The organism is Weissella fangxianensis (genome assembly GCF_024718545.1).
Lineage (GTDB): Bacteria > Bacillota > Bacilli > Lactobacillales > Lactobacillaceae > Weissella > Weissella fangxianensis.
Map to the genome: position 1 here is coordinate 1 of NZ_JAMXDB010000002.1, position 25,776 is coordinate 25,776.

The following is a 25,776-nucleotide window of genomic DNA, read 5'->3' on the forward strand; positions in this document are numbered from 1 at the left end:
ATATCTATTACTACAATAATAAACGGATTAAAACAAAACTGGCCGGAAAAACTCCGGTTCAATACCGAAATCTTTCCGACCAGCTAGTTGCTTAAACTTCTCTCCAATTTTTGGGGTTCAGTTCAAGACACTTTTTGTCTCAACCTTTTATTCTTAAACTATATTAATTAGTCGTTATTTTTAATCACAAAATTACGTGATTGGCGACGTGAAGCCCTGAATGACCACGTTGTGAGCGATCACCTGAACCATTGCGTGAGCCACGATCATACGAACGACGCTCGCGTTGACCACGGTTACCACGATAACCACCACCACGACGATGGTCACCACCGCCACGGTGTCCGCCACCACGACGGCCACCACGGAAATTACCATGTTTGTGTGGTAATGGACGTTCATGTGACAACTTAAAGTCAGCATCCATCTGCTCAACATTAGCAACAGCACCTAACAAAGCAGCTGCTAAGTCTTTAGCATCATATTGCTCAACTAATTTGTCAACTTGTTCTGAATTAGCAACGCCAGAAGTTGACTTGACAATGTCAGCTACTGAATCGGCTGCTACGTTCATACGACCAGCCAAAGCCTCTTCACGAGTATAAGGCTTTAATGGTTGCATACGCTTCTTGGTTAGCTTTTCGATATCCTTTAAGTAATCCATCTCTGAATTGCTTACAAAGGTTACAGAATTACCATGAGCACCGGCACGACCAGTACGACCAATACGGTGGACATATGATTCTGAGTCCTGTGGAATATCAAAGTTGTAAACGTAATCAACACCCGAAACATCTAGACCACGAGCAGCAACATCAGTAGCGACCAAAATACGAATTTCACGATTCTTGAATTGCTTCAAAACTTGGGTACGCTTCTGTTGTGTTAAGTCACCATGAATACCAGCAACGTCAAAACCACGCAAAGTTAATCCGCGTGTTAATTCATCAACACGACGCTTAGTACGTCCGAACATAATCGCTAGTTTTGGTTGTTGTACATCCAAAATACGAGTTAGTACGTCAAACTTTTCAAAATCACGGACACGTACGTAATATTGATCAACTAAGTCAGTTGTCAATTCCTTAGCAGCAATTTGAATGTGCTCAGGATCAGTCATAAATTGCACACCAATGCGCTTGATTGCTGCAGGCATTGTTGCTGAGAACAACAATGTTTGACGCTCATCAGGAACGGCCTTCAAAATTGATTCAATATCTTCTAAGAATCCCATGTTCAACATTTCATCAGCTTCATCCAAAACTAATGTCTTAACATGTGATAAATTAATCGTGCCACGACGAATGTGGTCAATTAAACGGCCAGGTGTTCCAACAACAATTTGAGCCCCATGCTTCAGCCCATTAATTTGGCGACGAATATCTGAACCACCAAAGACGGCCTGTACACGGACGTGCTTATCACGTCCTAATTTAAATAATTCTTCTTGTGTCTGGATGGCTAATTCACGGGTTGGTGAGACAACCAATGCTTGCACATCTTTATTTTCATTGTCAATCATCTCTAAGATTGGCAACCCAAACGCTGCTGTTTTTCCAGTTCCCGTTTGTGCTTGACCAATAACGTCTTTACCAGCCATAGTCAAGGGAATTGTTTTTTCCTGGATTGGCGTTGCTTCTACATAGCCATGCTTTTCAATGGCCGTTAACAGGTCTTTCGTAAGACCTAACTCTGAAAACTTCAAAATTTTTCCTCCGGTAACGATTGCCGCAACAATCGTTCTTCAATATCGTGAACTTATCAACATAACAATAAACTAAACACAATCCGGCGTCCATACTGCGTTTACTATTAGTAATCGTCCTCTATTTTTGTAACTTATCTAGTTTATCCTGATAATAGGTAATTAGCAACCATTAAGGCTATTTTTTTGAATTATTTGTTAAAAAAAATGTAAAAAACAAAATGTGTACGCTTTCACTAGACCAATGTCTAACTTCTTGCACAACATCTCATTCTTTACATTTTTAAATATGCTTTATTCTTCTGCAATTTGAATGTCTGCATTCAACATTGTTAGCTTATGGATAATATGATCATAACCACGCAAAACGTGCTCTGCATTAACCACTTCAGTAACCCCATCAGCCATTAATCCCGTTGAAACTAACGAAGCACCCGCGCGAATTTCGGCAGCAGATACCCGGGCACCATGAAAATTACTTGATTGTGTAACTTCAATTTTTCCATAGGTATTGTTAGAAATGTCAACACCTAACTTCTGTAGTTCTGGTATATGACGTGTGCGTTCTGGATAAATTGTTTCTTGAATCACACTTGTTCCACCAGCCAACGTCAATAGTGGCGTAACTGGTTGTTGTAAATCAGTCGCAAACCCTGGGAAAGGTGCAGTTTTAACATGGATCGGCTGTAAATCAACTGACTTTGGAACATAAATACTATCTTCACGAACATCCAGTTTAACACCCATTTCCAACAATTTTGCTGTAAATGACTCTAAGTGTTCAGGAATAACATTTTTAACTAGCACACCATCTCCTTGAGCGGCTGCCAAAGCAAGATATGTACCAGCTTCAATACGATCTGGAATAATCGTATGTGTGTTCTTAGACTCTAAGTGTTCAACCCCTGTAATGCGAATAACGTCAGTTCCGGCACCACGAATTTGCGCACCCATATTATTCAAAAAAGTAGCCAGATCAATAATCTCTGGTTCGCGAGCAGCATTTTCTAATACTGTTGTTCCTTCAGCGTGTACAGCTGCCATAATAATATTCATTGTGGCACCTACTGAGACAACGTCCAAGAAAATACGAGCGGCCTTTAATCCGTTCTCTGCATTAATAAATACAGTATCGTTTTCTTCATGAACTGTTGCCCCTAAGGCTTCAAAGCCCTTGATATGCTGATCGATTGGACGTGGCCCAATATTATCACCACCCGGGAATGTTACGGTTGCTCGTCCAAAACGACCCAATAAAGATCCCATAAAGTAATAAGATGCTCTTAATGATTTAATTGCTGTTGATGGCAATTCAGACTCAACAATATCAGTTGGGTCAATCATTAATTCACCGCCTTCAAATGTAGACGTGACATTCATTGAATTCAAAATAGCTTGTAAATTATAAACGTCTAAAATATCAGGTACACTATCAAATTTCACAGGTGTTTCAGCTAAAATTGCTGCTGGGATTAGTGCAACAGTTGAGTTTTTTGCCCCACCAATGGTTACTTCACCACTGAGCCGTCGTCCACCATGGATTACCAACTTCTTCATTTTATCAATCCTTTTAGAGTTTTTACTCTATCATCCTTTATTAAGGTCCATTCATTCAAAATTTTTCATTGTTATTAATCATTTGACTATCGCCAAACGATAATGGTCGGTCACCATTGCTAACAATACACTTAAACAAGTTTACAGTAGTTACAATTAAATTACAATAAGATGTCGCTTATTTATCTTTTTTACTCGAAAAAATCATAAATAGAGAAACAAACTTCTTCAAGAACAACTACTTAAACTATTATAACAACTGAATACTATAATAACCTAAAAAAAACGACTGATAATTAAAATTATCAATCATTTTTAAAATTATTTTTCTTTATGATTCAAAGCAGCCTTAATAAATCCAGCATACAAAGGTTCTGGGCGATTTGGACGTGATGTTAACTCTGGATGATATTGTGCTGCTACGAAGAAGTCGTTAGCAGGTATCTCGATAATTTCCATCAAACTCTGATCAGGAGAAGTTCCAGCAAAAATCATTCCTGCATCCTCAAACTCTTGACGGTATGCTGTATTAAATTCATAACGATGACGGTGACGACCTTGTATTTCTGCTTGATCACCATACAATTTCTTGGTTAGGCTACCTTCCTTTAATGAGGCAGGGTACAATCCCAAACGCATGGTACCACCACGATTTGTAATTTCTCTCTGACCATTCATCAAAGCGATAACTGGTGCATCTGTATTTTCATCTAACTCAATAGAATTAGCATCAGCATGTCCTAATACGTGACGAGCAAATTCGACAGTTGCTAATTGCATACCTAAGCAAACACCAAGGAATGGTAAATTATTTTCACGGGCATATTGAATAGCCGCAATCTTACCTTCAGTTCCTCGTGATCCAAAGCCACCAGGAATCATCACACCATCGGCATCTGCAAGCACTTCAGCCACATTTTCAGACGTCACGTTTTCAGAATTGATCGCACTAATTTCCACATCAGCGTCGACTGCATAACCACCAGAGCGCAAAGCTTCATTAACTGAAATGTAAGCATCCTGTAAATCAGCGTACTTTCCAATAAGTGCAATCTTGATTTTCTTCTTAAGATTACGAATTTTATCGATCATACCACGCCATTCCGTTAGGTCGGCTGCTGGTGCTGAAAGTCCCAAGCGCTTCAAAACAACATCATCCATCCCCTGCTTTTGCATGTTCAAGACAACTTCGTACAAAATATCAACATCTAATGACTCGATCACTGCTTCAGGTGCCACATCAGTAAACAATGCTAGCTTATCACGCATACCCTTCGTGATATGTTGCTCCGTACGAACCACTAACATATCTGGTTGAATACCTAATGAGCGCAATTCAGCGACAGAGTGCTGGGTTGGCTTTGTCTTCATCTCACCTGCTGCACGCAAGTATGGAATTAATGAAGTGTGAATATAAGCCACATTTTCAGGGCCTACTTCTCGCTTCATTTGTCGCAATGCTTCAATAAATGGCAACGACTCAATATCACCGACCGTTCCACCAACTTCGGTAATTACGATATCGGCATCCTTTGTTTCAGCTGCACGCATCATCTTTTCTTTTAAAGCATTCGTAATATGTGGGATAACTTGGACAGTTGCGCCATCATAATCACCACGACGCTCTTTTGCAAGAACTTCTGAATATACACGTCCTGATGTCACGTTTGAATATTTGTTTAAGTCAATATCAATAAAACGTTCATAATGACCCAAATCCAAATCTGTTTCCAATCCATCTTCAGTGACGAATGTCTCACCGTGTTGATATGGTGACATGGTCCCTGGATCAATGTTGATGTACGGATCAAATTTTTGTACCGCAATTTTAAAACCACGATTTTTTAATAACCGTCCTAGTGATGCTGCAACAATACCTTTTCCTAATGATGAAACCACACCACCAGTAACAAAGATGTATTTAGCCGTCATATAAATATATCCTCCGAGTTCTATGCCAATGCCAACAAAAAATAAAAAAACTCCCAATGCTTATGGTAGCGTTGGGAGCATTAATCAACTTTGATTACGCCTTGTATTTAATACAAGAGCCCGGAATTTAACAATACATGAAAATCCCATTTTTGTCAATTAATTAATTGATGATTAATGTTCAATATCACCTGAACCGTAGTCATCATCTACGTTGGTCTTGATGCCACTAATTTCGTCACCAAGTCCACCAGAAACCTCATCATGATTAAAATCACCATCGGTATCTTTCTTGTCATCATCATCGTCATCGTCAGTACTGTCATCATCGTCAGTATCCGCAACATCGAAGTCGTCATCTTCAGGATCATCGTCATTGTAATCAATAACGTCATCATCGTCATCCGCATCAGCCAAGAATGCGTTAATCTTCTTACGCTTCTTCTTTTTCTTAGGCTTGCCTTCAACTTCTTCTTCTAGATCCAAATGAACAGCTTCATCAATTGAGTCAATTGGGTACCACGAACGCAGTCCCCACATTGTGTCACCCAATGAAATGAATGAACCATCAATATTCAAATCAGTATAAAATTGTGATAAGCGCGTCCGAATTTCTTCATCCGACTTACCTGTAAATGCCTGTACTTCATTCAACAAGTCATTAAATCCCATGGTTTCATGACGGTCAGACAAAATTGCACGAGCAACTTCAATCATTGAAAGCTCATCCTTATTTTGGTCGTCAAATTGTGTTAATGCCAAATCACTGCACGTCCTTTCGCGGTCTTACTCAATGTCTAATATTACAATATTTCTGTCATTTCGGCAAATGCTTTTACTTTTAATTTTCTAATTCTGGGACAGATTGGTTCAAAGCCCATTTTTCTACAGCCAATCCGACCCCGTCCTCATTTTGCGAAGTTGTCATCACATCCGCGGTTGCCTTCACTTCTGGTACGGCGTTTGCCATTGCCACACCTGTACCAGCTGCTGCAATCATCGTTAAATCATTATACTGATCTCCTACTGCCATCGTATCGCTTATATCAATACCTAATTTATTAGCTAACAATTGTAAGCCATTCCCTTTTGTTGATTCTTTATGCATCACTTCTAAAAAATTAGGTGTTGATTTGACAATATAATATTCATTTTTTAAATCTTGCGGCATATTATCAGCAATTTCATCAATTTTTTCTGCCGTATCAATGAACATAAATTTAACATAATGTTCATCTTTAGTCATTTCAGCCATCGGTTGAAATTTTAGGGGCATACGTACCATATTATTTTCACCATTAGCAAACCGATTCACCATCGTGTTAGCCGTAATGGCATAAGATAAAGATTCCACTTGAATATAAGAGTGAAATTTATCAGCAATAGCTTTAAATTTCTTATAGTCAGCCAAAGATAGTTCATGACCGCCAATCTGTTCACCAGATGTTGTTTGAACAACACTACCATTATAGGTAATCGCAAATTGATCCGACTGATCAGCTAATGCCAGCTCTGTTAAATAATCTTGTACTCCCGCAAGTGGGCGACCCGTTGCTAATACGACTTTAATTCCTTGATTCGTGGCTTTTTGCAGTGCATGTTTGACACGTGCCGTAATCTGCTTATCAGAATTCACTAACGTATCATCAATATCGATCGTAATTAACTTAATCCCCATGATTCAAAACTACTCCTCTTTTAATTCATCGTTTGATGGATCAACTAACGTTTCATTATGTACATAACGTTGAAAATCCGCATATATTGGCGCCATAATATCATCTACAGCATGCTGCACGAGCATTTCTCGTGGGAAAAAGAAGCGTGCATTTCCAAAAATCCGACCGGTCATCGCTTCAACCAACGCACTTTGCGTTGACAACTCAGTTAAAGAACCATCTAATTGCATGAGCTCGATTTGTGTCCGCGGCTTTTTGTCCTTTGGATTATAAGCATCATACGGTAAATCGAAGCTATCATTCTCAGCTGTATAGTACCTGGTGTCAAACCCAGCCGAGTTAATCAACTGCTTAATTGTTGGTAATAACTTTTTAGATTCATCAGTAATAACAATGGATTTCAGTGGTTTACGATCAATAAAACGGATAGCTAAGTCAGCCAAGATGGCATCTTCTGCATATCGCCAAGCACTGATATTTGCTAGCATCAAAGAATCATCTAGCATCACATACTGTTGCAAGGTTAAGTTACCAGCAAATAATGGTTGTAGGGTTGGTGAAATAAAATCCGTATTAACACGTGAATCTTTTTGGCCTTCATCAAAGACAAATTTCGCACGCTCTAATAAGTGTTGTAACAGTACTTCAAAAGAACGCGATACTGGATGAAAATAAACTTGTACGTACATTTGATAACGCGAGACGACATAATCCTCAATGGCATAAGACCCCTTTTCATCAAAGGCAATGCCCCCTGTATATGGTCGCATAACATGAATAATCCGCGACAAATCAAATTGGCCGTAAGTTGCACCAGAATAATAAGCATCCCGCAATAAATAGTCCATTCGATCGGCATCAATTTGACTCGAAATCAATTGCACAACTTGCGGATTAGGATAAGTTTTTGCAATAACACTAGCAACTTTTTCAGGAAAGTCAGGTGCTACTCGGACTAACACCTGATGAATTTCGGTACTAGGTGATAGAATAATTGCTTGCGTATAAGCTTCATGATCGGTATTAAAAATATGCTCAAACGTATGTGAATATGGTCCATGACCAACATCATGTAATAGGGCAGCACACAACAAAACTAACCGTTCATTAACATCCCATAAGCCATCCCCTGGTTCTTGTGAAGGATAAAAACGTTCTAAATGTTCAGAAAACCTTCTTGCGATTTCATAAACACCAAGCGAGTGTGAAAAGCGTGAATGTTCGGCACCATGAAAAACAGCGCCAGCGACCCCTAATTGTTTTATTCGGCGCAGACGTTGAAATTCAGACGTCCCAATTAACTCAAGAATGACTTGATCTTTTACCCGAATTGAATTCAGCACGGGATCCCTAAAAACCTTTTCTGAACCTGTTTTAATAAATTGCGTCATGATTTCCTTTCTAATTCTGACGAATAATACATATTTTTATTATATTATACCCTATTAAAGCCTGTATAATGGACTGAAACAATCATATTCTAAGGAGTTTTATATGCAACCTATGAGAAAAACATGGTCAACACCCATTTCCCTATCAACCAAAATCACACAAGATGACCAAGTGGAAACTTTTAACTTTGAGGAAACTGGTAAATTAACTCTCACGACGAATGCCCTGTACATACGCTATACTGAGCATCAGCAAGGTGTCGCAACACCTGCCACTTTTAAAATATCACAAAGCGACGATATATTGCTACATCGGCATAATGATTTCACGGATGTGCAACTACACTTTGTTCCTGGCCAAGAATTCCAATCACATTACCTAACATCACAGGGAAATATCCCTATTTCAGTCAAAACTGACCAATTAAGCAATGAAATCACATCCGATCACCCTTATGGCAAATTAATTGTTGCATACACTTTGTTAAATAACCAGGCAGTCATTGGCCAATACCAACTGACATTAAATATACAATCATAAAAAGAAAAGTCGTTTACAAAAAAATTGACATCTAGTCAAATTATCTTTTGTAAACGACTTTTTTGGATAAAAAAAAGACCATCGTGCAAGAGGGGGAACGCAGCGATGGTCCACCGCCGGCTACTATCGCAACCAGCGAAGGGGGGATACATAGTTTGGGGAACTATGTAATTTTTCATATACTTTGGGGAGTAATGAATTCCACTAACAAAAGCGGATATTTATAATATAAACAATCACCATTTCATTTGTGTTACATAAAAATTTCGTTTTGTTTACAAAATAAAAAAGGTATGAATTTGTTCATACCTTTCTCACATTTTATTGTTATCTATTGGTTGTTACTTAGCGAACTCGTTGATTTATCCAATTTCACCGTCACCGTCTTTTCCTTACCACCGTGGTAGTAAGTTAACTTAACGGAATCACCAATTTTGTGTTTATACAGCACATCACGGAGCTCACCTGAATTATCGACACTCTTACCATCAGCCTTGGTAATCACATCATATTGGGTCAAGCCACCATTCGCTGCTGGATAATTTTTCTCAGTGTCAACCACGACAACACCACCTGATACGCTAGCAGGCAAATGCAAAACATCACTTTGATCACTCGTAGAAACATTACTCAAATCAACCATTGAAACCCCTAAGGCCGGCCGCTCAATCTTACCATTCTTCTCTAGCTCATTAATAATGTTCACGACCGTATTTGAAGGAATTGCAAAACCCATCCCTTCAACAGATGTCCCATCTTCTGAAGATGCTAATTTCATTGAATTAATCCCAACTACTTGTCCAGCCAAGTTAACTAGCGGACCACCTGAATTTCCAGGGTTAATCGCCGCATCAGTTTGCAAAACGGTTGCTTTTCCTAATGAATTACCACTCTCATCAGTGGCATCAACTTGTCGTTTTGTTGCTGAAACGATTCCCTCTGTTACTGACGTTGCATAGTCAGAACCAAGTGGTGAACCAATGGCCAGTACTGATTGTCCAGCCTCTGCCTTAGACGAATCCGCAAAATCTGCAACTTCCTTGATTTTATTTGCTGACACTTTTAACACTGCCAAGTCAGTTTGTTCATCAGTACCTACTAATTTAGCCGTTAACTTTGTACCATCACTCAATAAGACTTGGATAGCATTTGAGTCCGAAACAACATGGTTATTCGTCACAATGTAGGCCGTGTTATTATTCTTTTTATAAATAACACCTGAACCTTCTGAAGCCGTCTCAAGATCAGACGAATCACTATCAGACGAGCCACCAGTTATATTACCATACGTACCTGACTGTAGCGACTGCTGTTTTTGTAGATTAATAACTGAAACGACCGCACCAGAGACATTTTTAAATGCCTTAGTCGCACTTGAAGTTCCTTTAACATTATTGTCGTTCACTTTGACAGCAGTTGTCTTACTAGACGTTTCGGCTGCCTGGTTGTCCTGTGAAAAATATGTCACACCCCCGGCAGCAGCTCCCCCACCAATCAATCCAGCGACGACACTCATTACCACAACTTTTGTTCCTGATGATAATTTCATATTTATGCCCCGTATCTTATGTTTCCTGTTTTAACTTTTGTTTGTCTATGTAACCACAATCTTAGGCCATTCCCCTTTAAATCGCCTTAACTCGTGGTGATCTATCTATATTTGAATCAATTGCGTTGCAACGGACGGATCCGTATCTAATAAACCGAAATCATGATCAACACCAAAATCGTGTTCCTCTAATACTGATTGTACGGTTAAGTGCGCCAGTGGTTTTTGGTTGTTTTCTTGACTTAAGTGTCCTAAATAGACATGTTTTGTACGATTACCAAGAATTTGGGTCAAAGCTAATGCACCATCCTCATTAGACAAATGACCTTGATCACTCAAAATACGTTGTTTCAATGGCCAAGCATAACTGCCCATGCGTAACATTTCATAATCATGGTTGGCTTCCATTAGAATAGCATCCGAATTTTTAATCACACCAATCGTCCGGTCATTCACGTACCCGGTATCCGTTAACATAGCAAACGTTTTATTATCATGGTGGAAGGCGTAAAATTGTGGGTCAGCCGCATCATGAGATACACTGAAACTCTCAATATCCAAGTCCCCCATTAATTTCGTTCGTCCTGGCTCAAATAATTGCATCTGATCTGGATTGATTTTACCAATCTTATTCTGCATGGCCGCCCATGTCTTTTGATTAGCATAAATATCCATACCATATTTACGGGCCAAAACACCAACGCCTGCAATATGATCACTATGTTCATGGGTCACAAACAAAGCATCCACATCTGTCAGGGACCGTCCTATCTGAGCCATCAAACCAGCTATTTTCTTACCAGATAATCCTGCGTCCACCAGTATATTATGCTGTGGCGTTTCAATAAACGTCACATTACCTTTACTACCAGATGCTAACATTGATACTTTAAAATCGTTCGCCATTCCTAACTCCTTACTAAATGAAAATACGACGTCTCTTGTCAAAGTATACTTAGAAGCCCGCAATCCACTAATTTCTGTGAGATTACGGGCAACCAAGAAAAGACAACGATGTCAACGCGCTTTTCATCTATGATTCCACTATAAGTTATATTCTAACACGTGATGGAATATTTATTTCATAATCGACCCATTTATTGCATTAACAGTAATCAGGGTCGTTTCTTTATTACTGGTTTCTACCAGAAATTGCCAGACAGGGATAAAAATAATATCATCTTTGACTGTTGTTAATGGCGCATAACCTAATTTTGACAATTTAACCGTACTATTATTAGGTAATTCATTGTATTGATATAAATTAATCAGGGCCTGTTTCTCAGAAATTAATTGCATATCATCTCGTAAGAACTGCAATTGATTAACATATTGCTGCTCGTATTTTTGTAGACGATGCTTACTATCAACTTCAAAAACGATTTGCGCCTGATTAGTCACAAGATTGTGGTTATCTGACGGCACTTTTTCCACATAAGCATAAAGCTTTGAGGCCGTATTTTCTTTAGCCCGCACAAGTTCGGTCATCTTCTGACTATATTGATACTCATCACCTTTAATAACCCGATTATCTTTAGCAACTAATTTATCTAAAGCCACACGATCGCTATCTTCATCCGTACCTAATTGCACATCTGTGGCTGGTATGACTACCAATTGGTCATCTGAAAATAATGATTGCCAACCTGACTTCAACTCTTTTTGCTGATTAGCAAGTTCTTGTTTACCACTTTTACCTGCCAAATACGAACCCGTATGGCGATTCTGTGACAACTTGCCATAGGAAATCCCATCATCACTCATTTCATCTAGTATTTGCTGGTCAGTCGTACGATTATCACTAAATGGATATTCCTGCACCCACTGCACACCTAGAAAAATATCTACCGCAACGAATACTAACAAGAAGGCCGCTAAGACTTTTTTAAAATCCATTTAATGACCTCCCTGCTCACTTTTAACTTGATCATTGACTGACCGCCAAACATGGCCTTGTTCAAAGCACCATTCTGGGTGCAATGTAACTATTTGATTATCCGTGTCTAATTGCCAACGATAGCCAATTGTCATTTGCTCAATATCATCCTTAGAGACACCAACGCTTTGTAATTTGGTCATTGCATCGGTCATCGGCTCAAGATTAACTTGGTTTTTTTGATCCGTCGGCAGTGGTACCCGCAATGAATATTGCGACATACCAATTCGTTCATGGTTATTAGGTAATTGTTTGACGCGTACAGTCCCATACGTTGTCTGGCCAAAAATTGGCAAGCCATTAACAAACAAACGATAGGTTAAAGTTTGGCCTTTGTTGTGTTCTTCAAAATAATATAAATTATCGGCATTTTGATGCAACCGCAGCAACCAGCGATAGCCTTCATTTTGTCGCTGGCTGAGACTGTTTACATTACGATTAATATTATAAGCATCGTAATTAATAAGCCCCGTTGTTATGTTATGTTGCATCCGGCGGTTATCACCGTTCGAATACGTTAAAATTTCTTGACCATTGTTAACATCACGCGTACCACCATCTGAAAACAGTTTGGTCAATCTTGACACCGTACTGTCGACATCTAGTAAATAACTGTAACTTTGCAAGTTAACCGACGTTGTTGTGGCCGCCATCACATGTTTACCAATCCACTGGTAACTGACGTCAGCCGTCTTTTTGCCTGGTTTTAGATGTTGCAACTTTTTTGGCGCATTTGAAATTTGATAAGTATATCGTTTACGATGTCGATCATCGTAAAAATAGAATTTATTACTATCACCTTGCGGCACCTGCACATGATTAACCGTTGCATTATTAGCTAGCTTGATATGCTTACCAAAAATAGACTTGATCACATGTCCAGAAACCGCATCGGGAAAGGTCATCACAATTGACTTTTCTTGAGAAAGCGAATCAAGATAATTTTGTTTTTTTAAGACCTCGCTCGATTTATAGCCAGCATCCCAATTTTTTACACGATCAACAATTTTGGCATATAACGTCCGATAATCAATCACACTGATTTTTTTGTCTGATTGATTGAAAACCATTTGCGAAATGCTATAAACACTTGTTAAGTTTTCACCAGTCGCATTTTCTTGGGCCGCTTCATTAGCTCTTTGTTGCTTCGTAGACTGACCAGGACTATACCATAATTGAATCGATAGGAATATGCTGATCAGTATCGCAATAATCAAAGCAATAATCACACCATAGCGTTGCCTGAAATATCTAATATTAACTCGCCATTGCTTATTCTTCTTCATCCCAAGCACCATCGTCCCATTCATCATCTAATTCATCGTATGGCTCATATGGTAACGCAATTGAAAATGTTGAACCTTCACCTTCAGTTGATTCTACCCATACGCGACCACCAAAGCGCTCGATAATTTCCTTTGAGATAGCCAATCCAAGTCCGGTACCGCCTTGTGCTCTAGAGCGTGCTTTATCAACACGGAAAAAGCGATCAAAAATTTGTTTCATGTTTGCCTTTGGAATACCTAAACCTTGATCAGTAATACTCAAAACAACTTCACTATCACGATCTTCCAAGCGAGCAGTAATAACACCACCATCAGGTGAATACTTAATCGCATTGTTCATAATATTATCAATAACCTGCGTGAATTTCGACGTATCAATTTCTACCCATATTTGCAGCTGAGGAATCATACGCTTAATCGTATAATATTTTTCCGGCTTATCATCATTGGCAATAATCATATCAAAACGATCCAAAATGTAATTAAACAATTCGGCAATATTAATATACTCTTCCTCAATCTTCATTGTCCCTGAATCCATACGCGACAATTCTAGTAAATCATTAATCATATGAATCATACGAGTTGTTTCATCCTGAGCAACATGAAGGAAACTATGAGCAATTTCAGGATCATCCACTGCGCCATCTTGTAAGGCATCAACATATGACTTAACAGAAGTTAACGGTGTCCGTAATTCGTGTGAAACATTAGAAACGAACTGGCGGCGCTCACGTTCAGTACGTTGTTGTTCCGTGACATCATGCAGTACGATCACTAATCCTGAAATGAAGCCAGATGACCGTTCAATCAGACTGAAGTATGCTCGAATCATCAATGGATGTTCATCAGTACTAAAATCTAATAACAACTCATGTCGATTATCTAACAAATCGCGTAAACTATATTTATCAGCAATACGTAAAACGTCCAAAATTGAGCGTCCATTAGCCGTTTTATTTTCTGATATACCTGTCATCCGTAAAGCAGCAATATTGATAATATTGATATTACCGCGTCGATCCGTGGCAATGACCCCATCAGTCATGTGTTCCAAAACAGAGTCTAGACGTCGACGTTCAAAATCCATCGAATTAGTCGTTTCTTCGATTCGTTCAGCTAAGACATTCACATCTTGCGCTAACTTACCAATTTCATCATTTGTGCGAACCACAATACCACCAGAATAATCTCCTTGGGCAATTTTCGCCGTTCTGGCACTAATTTCAGCAATTGGTCGTGTAATACTACGCGAAATAAAGATCGCCATAATAATCCCCAAAACAACTGCGAAAACTAACGAAGCAAAATAAATGTATGATATCTTCGTCAAATTATCGTAAACCGACTCTAGGCTAGCACGCACAATAACGACACCAACCACGTTACTTTCTCCGTTGACTGTACTAACCAGCGGTTTAACAACTAACTGATAACGTGTCCCATTATTAGTAACAATGGGATTTTTCTGATATTTATTACCGTTAATAGCTGCCTTAATATTTTTATCAGTTGTCTTTTGGCCAATTTCATCTTGATTATTGACATCATCGGTTCCGCGTAATACCCCCGCCGTGTCAAAAACTTGAACCTCTGAAATCGCAGCGTTGTTCGTCGAATTCAGAATTGTATGCACATTCTGGTTCACTTTCGATTGGCTATTACTAGCTAACTGTTGTGTCAAAGAGTCATCAACATACGCAGGCAAGGCAATTTGATCACGAAAAGATGCTAAACTTTGCTGTTCTAATTGGCGCACAAAAAAAGCACCCACTAATTCCAATGTAACAATTAATGTTAGCGTAAATACTAGTGCAATTTTAAAGTGAATGGATGAAAAAAAGCGACGCCATCTGCGACTACTTTGCATAAATATTGCCTTTCTTAATTACAAAAAAGGCTAGTCCATGCCATTCGGCAAGGCACTAGCCTTTTAATTTAATGATCTATTCTTCTGAAGCTTTCAGGTAATAACCAACACCTCGACGTGTCATCAAAATTTGTGGATGACTTGGGGTTTCTTCAATTTTTTCACGAATACGTCGTACGGTAACATCTACTGTACGTACATCACCAAAATAATCATAACCCCATACCGTTTGTAGTAAGTCATCACGTGTCATAACTTGTCCAATATGTTTTGACAAATGATGCAATAATTCAAATTCACGGTGGGTCAATTCGATATCTTGTCCGTTTTTAGAAACCATATAGGCATCGGGGTGGATAGTTAATGCACCGATTTTAATATCACTACTATCGTCGATTTGACCTGATTGACCAGAAACTGGTGATTGGCGACGTAAATTAGCCTTTATTCGCGCCAATAATTCTCGATTTGAAAAAGGCTTTGTGACGTAATCATCTGCACCCATTTCTAATCCAAGCACTTTGTCAATTTCCGAATCCTTAGCAGTAACCATAATCACCGGTGTCTGAGATTTTGTCCGAATTTGACGTAATACTTCAGTTCCTTCAACTTCAGGTAACATTTGATCAAGCAAAACCAAGTCTGGTTCCTCACTCTCAAATAAATCTAAAGCTTCACGACCATCCATCGCCACAGCGACATCATAACCTTCTTTAGTTAAATTAAATTTTATAATATCTGAGATAGGCTTTTCGTCATCTACGACCAATATTTTACTCATCACTATATCCTCCCAGGAGTGGGTCTCTGCTTGATATTATATCATGCAAGTAGGTTTTACCAAAATAATACTTTATCAAAAATTTAAAAAAACAATAAAAGCGGCCCAACAACCCTAACTTTTAACATATTTTCCATCGTCAAAGCTACTGACTGTGCCAAAAATAATAGCATTTTCCCATTTATCACTTGCTTTATTTTTTCACAGATGGTATATTGTTATTCGTTGTTGCGAAACAGCATTATTCACTTGGACAAGTAGCTCAGTTGGTAGAGCAACGGACTCTTAATCCGTGGGTCCAGGGTTCGAGCCCCTGCTTGTCCACTAATATTGAAAACCGTCGGGATTTTTATTCCGACGGTTTTTTACTAATTATCGTTATTAACCTTTACCACCATTCGTTCTAACTGAGCCATGATGGTAATTTGGCGCATCCTTAATTGATGCAATATCATGCGGGTGACTTTCAGCTAAACCAGCTGAAGTAATTTGTACAAACTGTGCTTTTTGACGTAACGTTTCAACATTCTCTGATCCAGTGTACCCCATGCCTGATCGCAAACCACCACTAATTTGAAAAAGATTATCAGAAATACTATCGGTAATCAATTTTTCATCAATCATCGTCGCCACCGCACCAGCAGCTAATGTCTTAACCACATCACCAGTATATTGAATATTCGAACCAAGAATAACACTTTTATCAAACTTGGCCGCTTGTTCTACAAAATTCATAACAGTGGTAAGCGTATGATGCAATGGCTGACTAGTTGTTGTTCCAATAATAACCGTGTCTGCACCTGCTAATAATGATTGCTTTGCAATTTCCAAATCATTTATTGGGCCAGCCCATATCGGCAATGCTGTATGCCTATGTTTAATATCAATAATATTATTTCCTAAAAGTTTTTGATCGGCCGTAGGTAAAATTTGAATCACATCCGTCCCGGCTTGGACCAGTTCATTAACCGTTATCATTAATTGATCATTAGCCATTACTGATGTACCAACTAAATAATGGTTATTTATCTGCTTAATGGTTGCCACGTTTTCGGGCGTTGATAAGTGTTCTGGTAATATCGCCAGAGTACCCGCTTCAGCAAACTTGATGGCTCTTGATAATGTTGCAAATTTTGTTGCCCCAATAACCGGAATTGATAATTTAATATTTTTAGCAACTTGGGCACTAATATCAATCTCATTGGGTAATACATCCGATGCACTCGGTACCAGTAAGACCCCATCAAGTCCTAGTCCATTATGGCTAAACATTATACAAGTTCCTCCTTATTTTGTATGATTCGAACATTCTGTGGCACGCTGGCATAATCTTGTGTATCTGTCATAGCTATCAGGCGACCATTCTTAGCAGCTTGTGAGATAGCGTGAAACCCACCATTAATCAAATTTTTGGCTACCACTGCTAATAATGGCTGCAACACATCAAGTAACGTGCCTTTGTACATCGTCTGCCCTTCAATGCCTTCTGGTACCATCTTATTGGCCTCGTTAACTTCGCCTTGAAAATAACGATCTTTTGATCCATTCTGCATGGCAGCAATTGATCCCATGCCTCGATAGGCTTTGAATCGGCGCCCACTCTTTTTATCCGTAAATACCTCACCAGGAGTTTCCAAAGTACCTGCAAGAACTGACCCTAACATAATCACGTGGCCACCAGCTAAAATAACTTTCGTCATATCTGTTGATGTTTTGACACCACCATCAGCAATAATGGCTTTCCCATATTCTTTGGCAGCTTCTGCTGCAGCGGCTATTGCTGAAATTTGGGGAACCCCCACCCCAGAAACCACCCGTGTTGTACAAATTGATCCAGGGCCAATGCCAACCTTAGCCACATCTGCACCAGCTTCATATAACGCAATTGCCCCAGCTTTTGTGGCAACATTACCGGCAATAATATTAATTTCAGGAAAAACATCACGAACTTCACGAATCTTACGTAAGACCCCTGCCGAATGTCCATGAGCTGAATCAAGTACAATTGCATCTGCACCAGCTGACACTAATTTTTCAACACGTTCAAGAGTATTTGATGTGACACCAACGGCACCAGCAACTAATAAACGCCCCTGTTGGTCAACAGCTGCATTGACGTCACTATTTAAATCTACAGGCGCTTCTTTCACGAAACGAATCTCAGCTGCCTGATCCGCAATCAACATATTTTTGTGAATCACACCGAGACCACCAAGCTTCGCTAAAGCAATTGCCATTGTCGATTCTGTGACCGTATCCATCGCAGCCGATAAGATTGGTTGATTTAACTTCAGCGTTGGCGTAAGAATTGTTTTCATAGATAGCCCATCTTCTTGATCATCCGCATAACTAATTGGTAACATAACGTCTTGAAAGGTTAACCCCATTGGTACAAATTTATTTGCAATACTATATTCAGCCATGTTTCCTCCATTTTTTTATATAAAAAAAGCATTTGTAAGATTTTATAGAATCCAACAAATGCTAGTAAGATTGACAGTTTTACTAAACAGTTGTGGATTGTCGCCTATTATTGGGTAGGCGGTAGAAACTTGTTAGCCCATTTATCTAACGATTAAATCTACAAGGTAATTCATATTTATTTATCAAATGATTTTAATCATCTCCAGAAAAATGCAAGAACAAATTTTTTATAAAGAAAATTCTTGCATACCTATGTTTCATATGGTATATTAATATTTGTTGTTGTGAGACAATTAATTCATTTGGACAAGTAGCTCAGTTGGTAGAGCAACGGACTCTTAATCCGTGGGTCCAGGGTTCGAGCCCCTGCTTGTCCACTAGTAAAGGCTGATATTAAATCAGTCTTTTTTTATTTTAAAAAACACTTGCGTATATACTTATTATATGATATATTATTATTTGTTGTTGCGAGACAATTAATTCACTTGGACAAGTAGCTCAGTTGGTAGAGCAACGGACTCTTAATCCGTGGGTCCAGGGTTCGAGCCCCTGCTTGTCCACTACTTTAAAGGGAATGACTGTTAGGTCATTCCCCTTTTTTGTGCCTAAAAATCATTCATAATAACCTTTTTACTCTTCGCAAAACCTCTTGCCTATGTCACTACTTGCATACTAAAAAAACTGGTACACATTCCTTTGTACCAGTCTAAAATAAATTAGTTTTGATTACTTATTATCTGAAATCTTTTGTTGCACATTAACCGTCGCTTCTGCTGTATCAATCAAATGTTCAATATTATCTTCATTAGTATCACCTGGATACTTGGCTTGCAACTCTTCTTCATACGTATCAACATATGAATCCTCAAAGGCATCAACTGCATCTTCAACAGACGCTGTCTTAATCAAATCATCCTTCTGCTCTTTAATAAATTTATCAAGATCATCGCTTACACGCTTAGTGACTGCTTCTTGTGAAGGCAATGCGACAGAGCTACTATTTTGTGTGTCATTGCTTTGACTGCTTACAGAAGAACTACTTGAATTCTGCTTTAGTGATGAAGCACGTGATTCACTATAACTTGATTCATACTGATCCTCAGATTTATCAGCTTGGTAATCCGAAACGTAATGAACGCCTACCCCACCTAGGACGACACCTACAACAAATACTAAGATATACATTAATATTTTTTTCATAATCTCCCCCTTGTATTGGTATTATAACTGACAGTACTCGTAAAATCGATTAAAACGGGGCAAAAAAACCGAGACATTTCTGTCTCGGTTTTTTATATGCAATTAGTCTTCTGCAACGAATGGCAAAAGACCCATGATACGAGCACGCTTAATAGCAGTCGTAACCTTGCGTTGGTTCTTTGCTGAAGTTCCAGTTACACGACGAGGCAAAATCTTACCACGTTCTGAAATGAAACGTTCCAACAATTCAGTATCTTTATAATCCACGTATTCAATGTGGTTGGCTGCGATAAAGTCAACCTTACGACGGCGACGAGGTCCGCCACCACGACGTTGTTGTGCCATGATTAAATTCCTCCTGATAGAATGATGTCGTTAGACAATCTTGTTGTTAATAATTTAAAATGGTAGATCATCGTCAGAGATATCAATCTCTTGACCACCACTGAAAGGATCATTTGATGATTGTGAACTAGCTGAACTGCCATTGAACACATTACCACTTGATGCTGGTGCACCAAATGGATTTTGTGACGCTGAAGAATTAAAATTCCCTTGACTGCGCTGTTGTCCACCACCAAAATTATTCGTATTATTTGAACCATTATGAGAACGGCGCGCTTCACTTTCAGCACGGCTTTCCAACAATGAGAAATTATCAACAACTACTTCCGTGACATAAACACGTTGTCCCTGTTGATTTTCATAATTACGAGTTTGAATACGGCCTTCAATACCAACTAACGAACCTTTTGATGTAAAATTAGCAAAATTCTCTGCTGACTTACGCCAAATGACAGCATTAACAAAATCGGTATCACGCTCACCGTTAGCATTTGTAAATTGTCGATTGACGGCAATTGTAAATGAACCAACAGCAGCACCAGAAGTCGTATAGCGTAATTCAACATCACGTGTCAAACGACCAACCAGAACAACACGATTTATCATATGGAAAGCCTCCTTTCAAGGTCCTTAGACCTAGTCACTAAATTTTATTAAATTAATGTAATTTTTAAAAATTACTCAGCTGATGCTAGTTCACGCTTTACAACCATGTGACGTAAGATATCTTCTGAGATCTTAGCCAAACGATCGAATTCGTTAACTGGTGCGTCATCTTCTGCAGTAAACGTAACCACGTGGTAAAGACCCTCACGGTAACCTGCAATTTCAAAAGTAAAACGACGTGATGACCAGTCCTTTGACTCAACCACCGTAGCACCATTATCTGACAACACTTTGTCAAAACGCTCAACCAATGCCTTCTTAGCGTCAGCATTCATGTCAGGGCGAATAATGTATGTTAATTCGTATGCCATTATATATTCCTCCTTTTGGTCTATGGCCGACTACCTGCCGGCAAGGAAAGCTATCAATAAGTGATAACTCACAAACACTTATAATACACGACAAAAAAGCTTTTTGCAAGCCTTAGCTATGCATTAATTACGATAATACTGCTAATGTATAATTCATGAAGCGCTCCAAATAAAACGGTTCATCAACCTCGACGGCGACATAGTTATTCTTATGTGGGTCACGCAAGCGGCTAGGATCACCAATCGTTCGACCATCGTTAACATCTACCATCATGTTGAGTGGTAATAGCGTCACAAAATTTGGGTCGACTGCCACACCCACTGCTAGCGGATCATGTAAGGCTGCCCCAGCTTTATTAATATCTAAATTGTAGTAAGCATCAATATAATAATCAAAAATGTCTGCAAAAACACGTCCCTTTTCAGTCCCTAAATCACGCCATTGTTGCGTTTCCTGTTTTGTTAACAAGGTCTGTAAGGTAACGTCTAGTCCAACCATTACCAGATGTTTAGCATGCTTAAACACATAGTCAGCCGCTTTAGGATCTTGGTTAATGTTTGCTTCAGTGTATGACGTCACATTTCCTGGCACAACAAGCGCGCCCCCCATTAACGTAATGTTACCAATCAAATCAGCTATTTGCGGATCCTTCTTAAAAGCCGCAGCCAAATTAGTCAATGGACCAGTTGGTACCACAACCAAATCATCAGCATATTGATGAGCCGATGCAATCAGGAAATCAACCGCTGATGTTGTTGCTGGGGTTGTCTTAGGATCTGGTAAATCAACGTCCCCAATTGCATTTTTACCATGAATATCCATTGACACCTGCATGGTCTCAAAATTATCAGTGGTTGAAGAGTGTGCCGCCCCAACAAAAACTGGTACATCCGATTTCCCTAGTAGCTCTAATAGCTTCAAGGTGTTTTGTGCAGCAGTTTCAACTTGGGTATTGCCAAATGAGGATACCACACCAATTAAATCAGCATCGGGTGTTGCTAATGCATAAGCTAATGCCAACGCATCATCAACACCGGTATCTAGGTCTAAAATCATCTTCTTTTTTGCCATTACATTACCCCTCTTATAAAAAAACGTTGCTCTAAACTTTGCTAGAACAACGAATCATTTTCTTTCTTAGTCAGATGTCCGGTGAAAGCGTGTCTTAAACAAAGGTGAAACAGCCTTGTTCTCATTAATGCGCTTAATTGCTTCACCAATTAATTCTGCAGTAGAAACTTGAACCAACTTAGGGAACTTCTTTTCTTCTGGTAGATTAATTGAATCCGTCACAATTACCTTTTCAAATACTGAGTTTTGCAAATTCTCCACAGCTTTACCTGAGAAGACTGCGTGTGTTGCAACCACATATACTTCGGCAGCCCCTTCGTCTTTCAACTTTTGAGCACCTTGCGTAATGGTACCACCAGTATCGATCATATCATCGATCATGATGGCACGCTTACCCTTAACATCACCAATAATATTCATAATTTGCGCAACATTAGCCTTTGGCCGACGCTTATCAATAATTGCGATTGGTTCATGTGAACCTAATAATTCTGCCAAGGCACGTGCACGAGTAACACCACCATGATCAGGAGATACAATCACAGTATTATTATCAGCGATGCCCGTGGTAATTAAGTAATCAGCCAACAATGGCGCACCAGTCATGTGATCAACAGGGATATCAAAGAATCCTTGAATTTGTGATGCATGCAAGTCAAGTGCTAATACCCGTGTTGCACCAACCATCTCTAGCATGTTAGCAACCAATTTTGCTGAAATTGGTTCACGAGAACGAGCTTTACGATCCTGACGTGCATAACCGTAATAAGGCATCACAACATTAATTGAACGTGCGCTTGCTCGACGTAATGCATCAATCATAATCAACAGTTCCATCAAACTGTCATTAACTGGTGCTGATGTTGGTTGGATAATATAAACATTATCCCCACGGACAGATTCTTCAATATTTATTTGAATCTCCCCATCACTAAATCGGGCGATATTGATTTTCGATAGTTCCACACCAACAGCAGCAGCAATCTTTTCCGCTAATGGTTGATTGCTACTCAATGAAAATATTTTCAAATGTGGATCCGAATAAGTTGACATGCTTTCCTCCATAGACACATTCACGTGCGTATTCCAGTCTTTAATAATCTTATTGTACCGTTTTTCAACGTATTCTTCAATCCATTATTAACCGACCAACATGACAATCAACTTAATTCAATAATTATTTATTAAATTTCTTGAACAATGGTGTCCGTTGCCAAAAATCTGCTTTGACCGTTTGACGAGCACGGGCAATCCCCATAGCATGCTCTGGCACATCATCTGTAATGATCGAACCAGCGGCAATAAACGCTTCATCAGCAATATCTACCGGGTTAATAATTTTTGATCCTGAACCAATAAAGGCACGGTCACCAACATTTGAATGCCATTTATTCATACCATCATAGTTAACAAATACAGTCCCAGCACCAATATTCACATCAGCACCAATCGTTGCATCACCTAGATAAGACAAATGTCCCATTTTTGAGCGCACGCCTAATGTTGCCTTCTTCACCTCAACAAAATTACCAGCGTGGGCTTCACGATCCAAGAAAGCTGCTGGGCGTAGATGAGCAAACGGTCCGACCGTTGCTGCCTCGCGTACTTCAGCTTTTTCCAAATGACTGGCATCTATTTGAGCGCCATCAGCAACGATTGAGTCAATGATTGTTGTTCCCGCTGTTAAAACAACATGGCTACCAATCTTAGTTTGCCCCTTTAGATAGACATTTGGCTCAATCACCGTATCGGCACCAATCTGGACATCTACATCAATGTAAGTATTAGATGGATCAATCAAGGTTACACCAGCTCGCATGTGGGCTTCATTGGTACGTTGGCGCATGCTTTGATTTGCCTTAGCTAAAGCAACACGGTCATTGACCCCCATTGATTCACCAAAATCACTGATTTGGAAGGCGCCAACCGTTTGACCGGCTTCACGCAAAATTTCTAACGTGTCAGGTAAGTAGTATTCACCTTGTGCATTATCGTTCGTAACATGTTGCAAGCTTTCAAATAATAATTGATTATCAAAAACATAGACACCGGTATTGATTTCATCAACCTTTTTCTCATCATCACTAGCATCTTTTTGCTCGACAATCCGTAAAACGTTACCCTGTTCATCACGAATAATACGACCATATCCAGTTGGATCTGGCGCTTTGGCTGTCAATACAGTAACAGCATTATTTGATTGCTCATGATAGCTAAATAGGTCTTCATAAGTGGTAGTAGTAAACATGGGTGCATCCCCTGAAGCAATCAAAGTTACCCCTTGTTCGCTGGCCAACAAGGATTCAGCCATCCGAATGGCATGACCGGTACCTAATTGTTGCGTTTGCACTGCAAATTCAGAAGAATCTCCTAGCGTCTCTTTTACCTGATCAGCACCGTTACCAACAACGGTAACCGTTTTATCAACACCGGCTTGTTTTACCGTATCGACTACCAGTTGTACCATTGGCTTACCACCAACTTTATGCAATACCTTTGGTAAAGTAGACTTCATTCGAGTCCCTTTTCCTGCAGCTAAAACAATGACAAATCTTTGCATGACTCCCACCTTAATCTAATATTATTTATTTTCTAATTCTTCTTCAAACTTGGTATAAATTTCGTCGGCATAATTACCAGGTGTGACGTGAATAATCCCATCATCCTTATTGGTATCCACATGAATCAATGATGTGTATTCATCAATCACACGATGCTCGACACGACCTTCAGCGACAACGGCAGAGCCAACCACTTGTCCTTCGAATTCTTTAACTAGGGAAGCCATACCACGGATAGTACCCCCAGCCTTCATAAAATCATCGACAATCAATACGCGTGATCCCATTGGCAAAGAACGTCGTGATAATTCGAGTTTTTCTAGTCGTTGTGACTGACCAGTGACATAATTAACCGACATCGTTGGTCCTTCAGTAACCTTGGTATCATTACGGACAATCACAAATGGGACATTTAATTCTTCAGCAACTGCTTGAGCAACTGGGACTCCTTTGGTCGCTGCCGTCATAACAGCATCAATTGGTTCGCGCAAATATTGGGTTGCAATCAAGCGACCAATGCGTTGCAAAAACCAGGGTTGACCTAAAATATCTGATAAATAAACGTAGCCCCCTGGCAAGACACGGGTCTCATCATCAATGGCATTGACTAATGAGTCCACAAATTCTTTGGCATCATTTTTTGTCATATAGGGTGTAAAGCGGGCACCACCAGCCGCCCCTGGAATTGTCTCCAAAAGACCAATGCCGCGCTCATGGAAAGTCCGCTTTAAAATGGTCAAATCCTCTGAAATAGATGATTTGGCACTTTCATATTCTTCAGCAAAATGTGTTAGTGAAACTAAAGTACGTGGTCGTTCTAGTAAATAACGTGTCATATCTACTAAGCGATCGCTTCGACGTGTTTTCATATTCTATAACCTCGAACGTTCGGTATTTTTTGATTTAATACTGATAGTATAACATATCCGTTCATTTTTCGTTTTAAAAAACCGTTTAAAGCCGAAGTCAG

At 39.4% G+C, this 25,776-nt stretch carries 23 protein-coding genes, 3 tRNA genes, 1 pseudogene and 1 riboswitch; of the genes and pseudogenes, 5 read left to right on the forward strand and 22 right to left on the reverse strand.

Annotation, left to right across the window (positions count from 1 at the left end):
- The first annotated feature begins 2 nt into the window (after nucleotides 1-2).
- Nucleotides 3-95 carry an IS3 family transposase gene (locus NGR58_RS00865; RefSeq protein WP_407077141.1) on the forward strand — a complete coding sequence of 31 codons (93 nt, stop codon included), beginning with the start codon at nucleotides 3-5 and terminating at the stop codon, nucleotides 93-95.
- A 72-nt stretch (nucleotides 96-167) separates the two neighbouring features.
- Here the strand turns inward: NGR58_RS00865 and NGR58_RS00870 are convergent.
- The 6 genes and pseudogenes from NGR58_RS00870 to NGR58_RS00895 form a co-directional block, all read right to left on the reverse strand.
- A pseudogene (locus NGR58_RS00870) lies at nucleotides 168-1,705 on the reverse strand (DEAD/DEAH box helicase).
- Between the two features lie 294 nt (nucleotides 1,706-1,999).
- The gene (locus NGR58_RS00875; RefSeq protein ID WP_258087853.1) at nucleotides 2,000-3,262 is read right to left on the reverse strand and encodes a UDP-N-acetylglucosamine 1-carboxyvinyltransferase; all 1,263 of its coding nucleotides are present in this window, start codon (nucleotides 3,260-3,262) and stop codon (nucleotides 2,000-2,002) included.
- 321 nt (nucleotides 3,263-3,583) lie between these two features.
- A complete protein-coding gene (locus NGR58_RS00880; protein WP_258087854.1) occupies nucleotides 3,584-5,194 on the reverse strand; it encodes a CTP synthase in 1,611 nt (536 codons plus the stop codon).
- A 174-nt stretch (nucleotides 5,195-5,368) separates the two neighbouring features.
- Complete coding sequence (gene rpoE / locus NGR58_RS00885; RefSeq protein WP_258087855.1) at nucleotides 5,369-5,956, reverse strand: DNA-directed RNA polymerase subunit delta; 588 nt, start codon at nucleotides 5,954-5,956, stop codon at nucleotides 5,369-5,371.
- Nucleotides 5,957-6,035: 79 nt separating this feature from the next.
- Nucleotides 6,036-6,872 carry a Cof-type HAD-IIB family hydrolase gene (locus NGR58_RS00890; RefSeq protein WP_258087856.1) on the reverse strand — a complete coding sequence of 279 codons (837 nt, stop codon included), beginning with the start codon at nucleotides 6,870-6,872 and terminating at the stop codon, nucleotides 6,036-6,038.
- A 9-nt stretch (nucleotides 6,873-6,881) separates the two neighbouring features.
- Complete coding sequence (locus NGR58_RS00895) at nucleotides 6,882-8,264, reverse strand: HD domain-containing protein (RefSeq protein WP_258087857.1); 1,383 nt, start codon at nucleotides 8,262-8,264, stop codon at nucleotides 6,882-6,884.
- A 103-nt stretch (nucleotides 8,265-8,367) separates the two neighbouring features.
- Here NGR58_RS00895 and NGR58_RS00900 point away from each other — a divergent pair, with 103 nt between their 5' ends.
- Nucleotides 8,368-8,805: a DUF1934 domain-containing protein gene (locus tag NGR58_RS00900; RefSeq protein WP_258087858.1), complete on the forward strand. Its 438-nt coding sequence runs from the start codon at nucleotides 8,368-8,370 to the stop codon at nucleotides 8,803-8,805.
- Nucleotides 8,806-9,136: 331 nt separating this feature from the next.
- Here NGR58_RS00900 and NGR58_RS00905 read toward each other — a convergent pair whose 3' ends face one another.
- The 6 genes from NGR58_RS00905 to yycF form a co-directional block, all read right to left on the reverse strand.
- Nucleotides 9,137-10,354 (reverse strand): S1C family serine protease, encoded by a 1,218-nt coding sequence (locus NGR58_RS00905; RefSeq protein WP_258087859.1) that lies wholly within the window; start codon nucleotides 10,352-10,354, stop codon nucleotides 9,137-9,139.
- Between the two features lie 105 nt (nucleotides 10,355-10,459).
- Nucleotides 10,460-11,260: an MBL fold metallo-hydrolase gene (locus NGR58_RS00910; protein WP_258087860.1), complete on the reverse strand. Its 801-nt coding sequence runs from the start codon at nucleotides 11,258-11,260 to the stop codon at nucleotides 10,460-10,462.
- 171 nt (nucleotides 11,261-11,431) lie between these two features.
- Nucleotides 11,432-12,250, reverse strand: a complete 819-nt coding sequence (gene yycI, locus NGR58_RS00915) for a two-component system regulatory protein YycI (RefSeq protein WP_258087861.1) — start codon at nucleotides 12,248-12,250, stop codon at nucleotides 11,432-11,434.
- Nucleotides 12,251-13,576 (reverse strand): YycH family regulatory protein, encoded by a 1,326-nt coding sequence (yycH, locus tag NGR58_RS00920; RefSeq protein ID WP_258087862.1) that lies wholly within the window; start codon nucleotides 13,574-13,576, stop codon nucleotides 12,251-12,253. It lies immediately after the preceding gene.
- A complete protein-coding gene (gene walK, locus NGR58_RS00925) occupies nucleotides 13,563-15,446 on the reverse strand; it encodes a cell wall metabolism sensor histidine kinase WalK (RefSeq protein ID WP_258087863.1) in 1,884 nt (627 codons plus the stop codon). Before walK ends, yycH begins: the two co-directional genes overlap by 14 nt.
- A gap of 76 nt (nucleotides 15,447-15,522) precedes the next feature.
- Complete coding sequence (gene yycF, locus NGR58_RS00930; protein WP_115470670.1) at nucleotides 15,523-16,227, reverse strand: response regulator YycF; 705 nt, start codon at nucleotides 16,225-16,227, stop codon at nucleotides 15,523-15,525.
- A gap of 251 nt (nucleotides 16,228-16,478) precedes the next feature.
- On the opposite strand from yycF, the gene NGR58_RS00935 reads away from it, so the two are divergent.
- Nucleotides 16,479-16,551, forward strand: a tRNA-Lys gene (locus NGR58_RS00935).
- A gap of 57 nt (nucleotides 16,552-16,608) precedes the next feature.
- Here the strand turns inward: NGR58_RS00935 and NGR58_RS00940 are convergent.
- Both NGR58_RS00940 and guaB read right to left on the reverse strand, forming a co-directional pair.
- Nucleotides 16,609-17,499, reverse strand: coding sequence for an IMP dehydrogenase (locus tag NGR58_RS00940; RefSeq protein WP_258087864.1), 891 nt, complete (start codon nucleotides 17,497-17,499; stop codon nucleotides 16,609-16,611).
- Entirely contained in the window at nucleotides 17,499-18,650 is a 1,152-nt protein-coding gene (gene guaB / locus NGR58_RS00945; protein ID WP_258087865.1) for an IMP dehydrogenase, read from the reverse strand. The genes NGR58_RS00940 and guaB overlap by 1 nt, the downstream gene beginning before the upstream one ends.
- Before the next feature lie 77 nt (nucleotides 18,651-18,727).
- A riboswitch (purine riboswitch) is annotated at nucleotides 18,728-18,830 on the reverse strand.
- A 125-nt stretch (nucleotides 18,831-18,955) separates the two neighbouring features.
- Between guaB and NGR58_RS00950 the strand changes: the two genes are divergently transcribed.
- Together NGR58_RS00950 and NGR58_RS00955 are read left to right on the forward strand one after the other, a co-directional pair.
- Nucleotides 18,956-19,028: transfer RNA gene (locus NGR58_RS00950), tRNA-Lys, on the forward strand.
- Nucleotides 19,029-19,138: 110 nt separating this feature from the next.
- A tRNA-Lys gene (locus NGR58_RS00955) sits at nucleotides 19,139-19,211 on the forward strand.
- 166 nt (nucleotides 19,212-19,377) lie between these two features.
- On the opposite strand, the gene NGR58_RS00960 is transcribed toward NGR58_RS00955, so the two are convergent.
- The 8 genes from NGR58_RS00960 to purR form a co-directional block, all read right to left on the reverse strand.
- Entirely contained in the window at nucleotides 19,378-19,851 is a 474-nt protein-coding gene (locus NGR58_RS00960) for a hypothetical protein (protein WP_258087866.1), read from the reverse strand.
- Nucleotides 19,852-19,953: 102 nt separating this feature from the next.
- Complete coding sequence (gene rpsR, locus NGR58_RS00965; protein ID WP_002828737.1) at nucleotides 19,954-20,196, reverse strand: 30S ribosomal protein S18; 243 nt, start codon at nucleotides 20,194-20,196, stop codon at nucleotides 19,954-19,956.
- Between the two features lie 54 nt (nucleotides 20,197-20,250).
- Nucleotides 20,251-20,802, reverse strand: coding sequence for a single-stranded DNA-binding protein (gene ssb, locus NGR58_RS00970; RefSeq protein WP_075268982.1), 552 nt, complete (start codon nucleotides 20,800-20,802; stop codon nucleotides 20,251-20,253).
- A gap of 71 nt (nucleotides 20,803-20,873) precedes the next feature.
- Nucleotides 20,874-21,173 carry a 30S ribosomal protein S6 gene (gene rpsF, locus NGR58_RS00975; protein ID WP_115471450.1) on the reverse strand — a complete coding sequence of 100 codons (300 nt, stop codon included), beginning with the start codon at nucleotides 21,171-21,173 and terminating at the stop codon, nucleotides 20,874-20,876.
- Nucleotides 21,174-21,300: 127 nt separating this feature from the next.
- Nucleotides 21,301-22,245 (reverse strand): nucleoside hydrolase, encoded by a 945-nt coding sequence (locus NGR58_RS00980; protein WP_258087867.1) that lies wholly within the window; start codon nucleotides 22,243-22,245, stop codon nucleotides 21,301-21,303.
- Between the two features lie 66 nt (nucleotides 22,246-22,311).
- Nucleotides 22,312-23,298 (reverse strand): ribose-phosphate diphosphokinase, encoded by a 987-nt coding sequence (locus NGR58_RS00985; protein ID WP_258087868.1) that lies wholly within the window; start codon nucleotides 23,296-23,298, stop codon nucleotides 22,312-22,314.
- Between the two features lie 124 nt (nucleotides 23,299-23,422).
- Nucleotides 23,423-24,805 carry a bifunctional UDP-N-acetylglucosamine diphosphorylase/glucosamine-1-phosphate N-acetyltransferase GlmU gene (gene glmU / locus NGR58_RS00990; protein ID WP_258087869.1) on the reverse strand — a complete coding sequence of 461 codons (1,383 nt, stop codon included), beginning with the start codon at nucleotides 24,803-24,805 and terminating at the stop codon, nucleotides 23,423-23,425.
- Between the two features lie 21 nt (nucleotides 24,806-24,826).
- Nucleotides 24,827-25,675, reverse strand: coding sequence for a pur operon repressor (gene purR, locus NGR58_RS00995; protein WP_258087870.1), 849 nt, complete (start codon nucleotides 25,673-25,675; stop codon nucleotides 24,827-24,829).
- Nucleotides 25,676-25,776 lie beyond the last annotated feature (101 nt).

Bases quoted from the DNA above. Each gene is read 5' to 3' on its own strand.
- NGR58_RS00875 (WP_258087853.1), bottom strand. From the start codon at position 3,262: ATGAAGAAGTTGGTAATCCATGGTGGACGACGGCTCAGTGGTGAAGTA.
- NGR58_RS00880 (WP_258087854.1), bottom strand. From the start codon at position 5,194: ATGACGGCTAAATACATCTTTGTTACTGGTGGTGTGGTTTCATCATTA.
- NGR58_RS00890 (WP_258087856.1), bottom strand. From the start codon at position 6,872: ATGGGGATTAAGTTAATTACGATCGATATTGATGATACGTTAGTGAAT.
- NGR58_RS00895 (WP_258087857.1), bottom strand. From the start codon at position 8,264: ATGACGCAATTTATTAAAACAGGTTCAGAAAAGGTTTTTAGGGATCCC.
- NGR58_RS00900 (WP_258087858.1), top strand. From the start codon at position 8,368: ATGCAACCTATGAGAAAAACATGGTCAACACCCATTTCCCTATCAACC.
- NGR58_RS00905 (WP_258087859.1), bottom strand. From the start codon at position 10,354: ATGAAATTATCATCAGGAACAAAAGTTGTGGTAATGAGTGTCGTCGCT.
- NGR58_RS00910 (WP_258087860.1), bottom strand. From the start codon at position 11,260: ATGGCGAACGATTTTAAAGTATCAATGTTAGCATCTGGTAGTAAAGGT.
- yycI (WP_258087861.1), bottom strand. From the start codon at position 12,250: ATGGATTTTAAAAAAGTCTTAGCGGCCTTCTTGTTAGTATTCGTTGCG.
- yycH (WP_258087862.1), bottom strand. From the start codon at position 13,576: ATGAAGAAGAATAAGCAATGGCGAGTTAATATTAGATATTTCAGGCAA.
- walK (WP_258087863.1), bottom strand. From the start codon at position 15,446: ATGCAAAGTAGTCGCAGATGGCGTCGCTTTTTTTCATCCATTCACTTT.
- yycF (WP_115470670.1), bottom strand. From the start codon at position 16,227: ATGAGTAAAATATTGGTCGTAGATGACGAAAAGCCTATCTCAGATATT.
- NGR58_RS00940 (WP_258087864.1), bottom strand. From the start codon at position 17,499: ATGTTTAGCCATAATGGACTAGGACTTGATGGGGTCTTACTGGTACCG.
- guaB (WP_258087865.1), bottom strand. From the start codon at position 18,650: ATGGCTGAATATAGTATTGCAAATAAATTTGTACCAATGGGGTTAACC.
- NGR58_RS00960 (WP_258087866.1), bottom strand. From the start codon at position 19,851: ATGAAAAAAATATTAATGTATATCTTAGTATTTGTTGTAGGTGTCGTC.
- rpsR (WP_002828737.1), bottom strand. From the start codon at position 20,196: ATGGCACAACAACGTCGTGGTGGCGGACCTCGTCGCCGTCGTAAGGTT.
- ssb (WP_075268982.1), bottom strand. From the start codon at position 20,802: ATGATAAATCGTGTTGTTCTGGTTGGTCGTTTGACACGTGATGTTGAA.
- rpsF (WP_115471450.1), bottom strand. From the start codon at position 21,173: ATGGCATACGAATTAACATACATTATTCGCCCTGACATGAATGCTGAC.
- NGR58_RS00980 (WP_258087867.1), bottom strand. From the start codon at position 22,245: ATGGCAAAAAAGAAGATGATTTTAGACCTAGATACCGGTGTTGATGAT.
- NGR58_RS00985 (WP_258087868.1), bottom strand. From the start codon at position 23,298: ATGTCAACTTATTCGGATCCACATTTGAAAATATTTTCATTGAGTAGC.
- glmU (WP_258087869.1), bottom strand. From the start codon at position 24,805: ATGCAAAGATTTGTCATTGTTTTAGCTGCAGGAAAAGGGACTCGAATG.
- purR (WP_258087870.1), bottom strand. From the start codon at position 25,675: ATGAAAACACGTCGAAGCGATCGCTTAGTAGATATGACACGTTATTTA.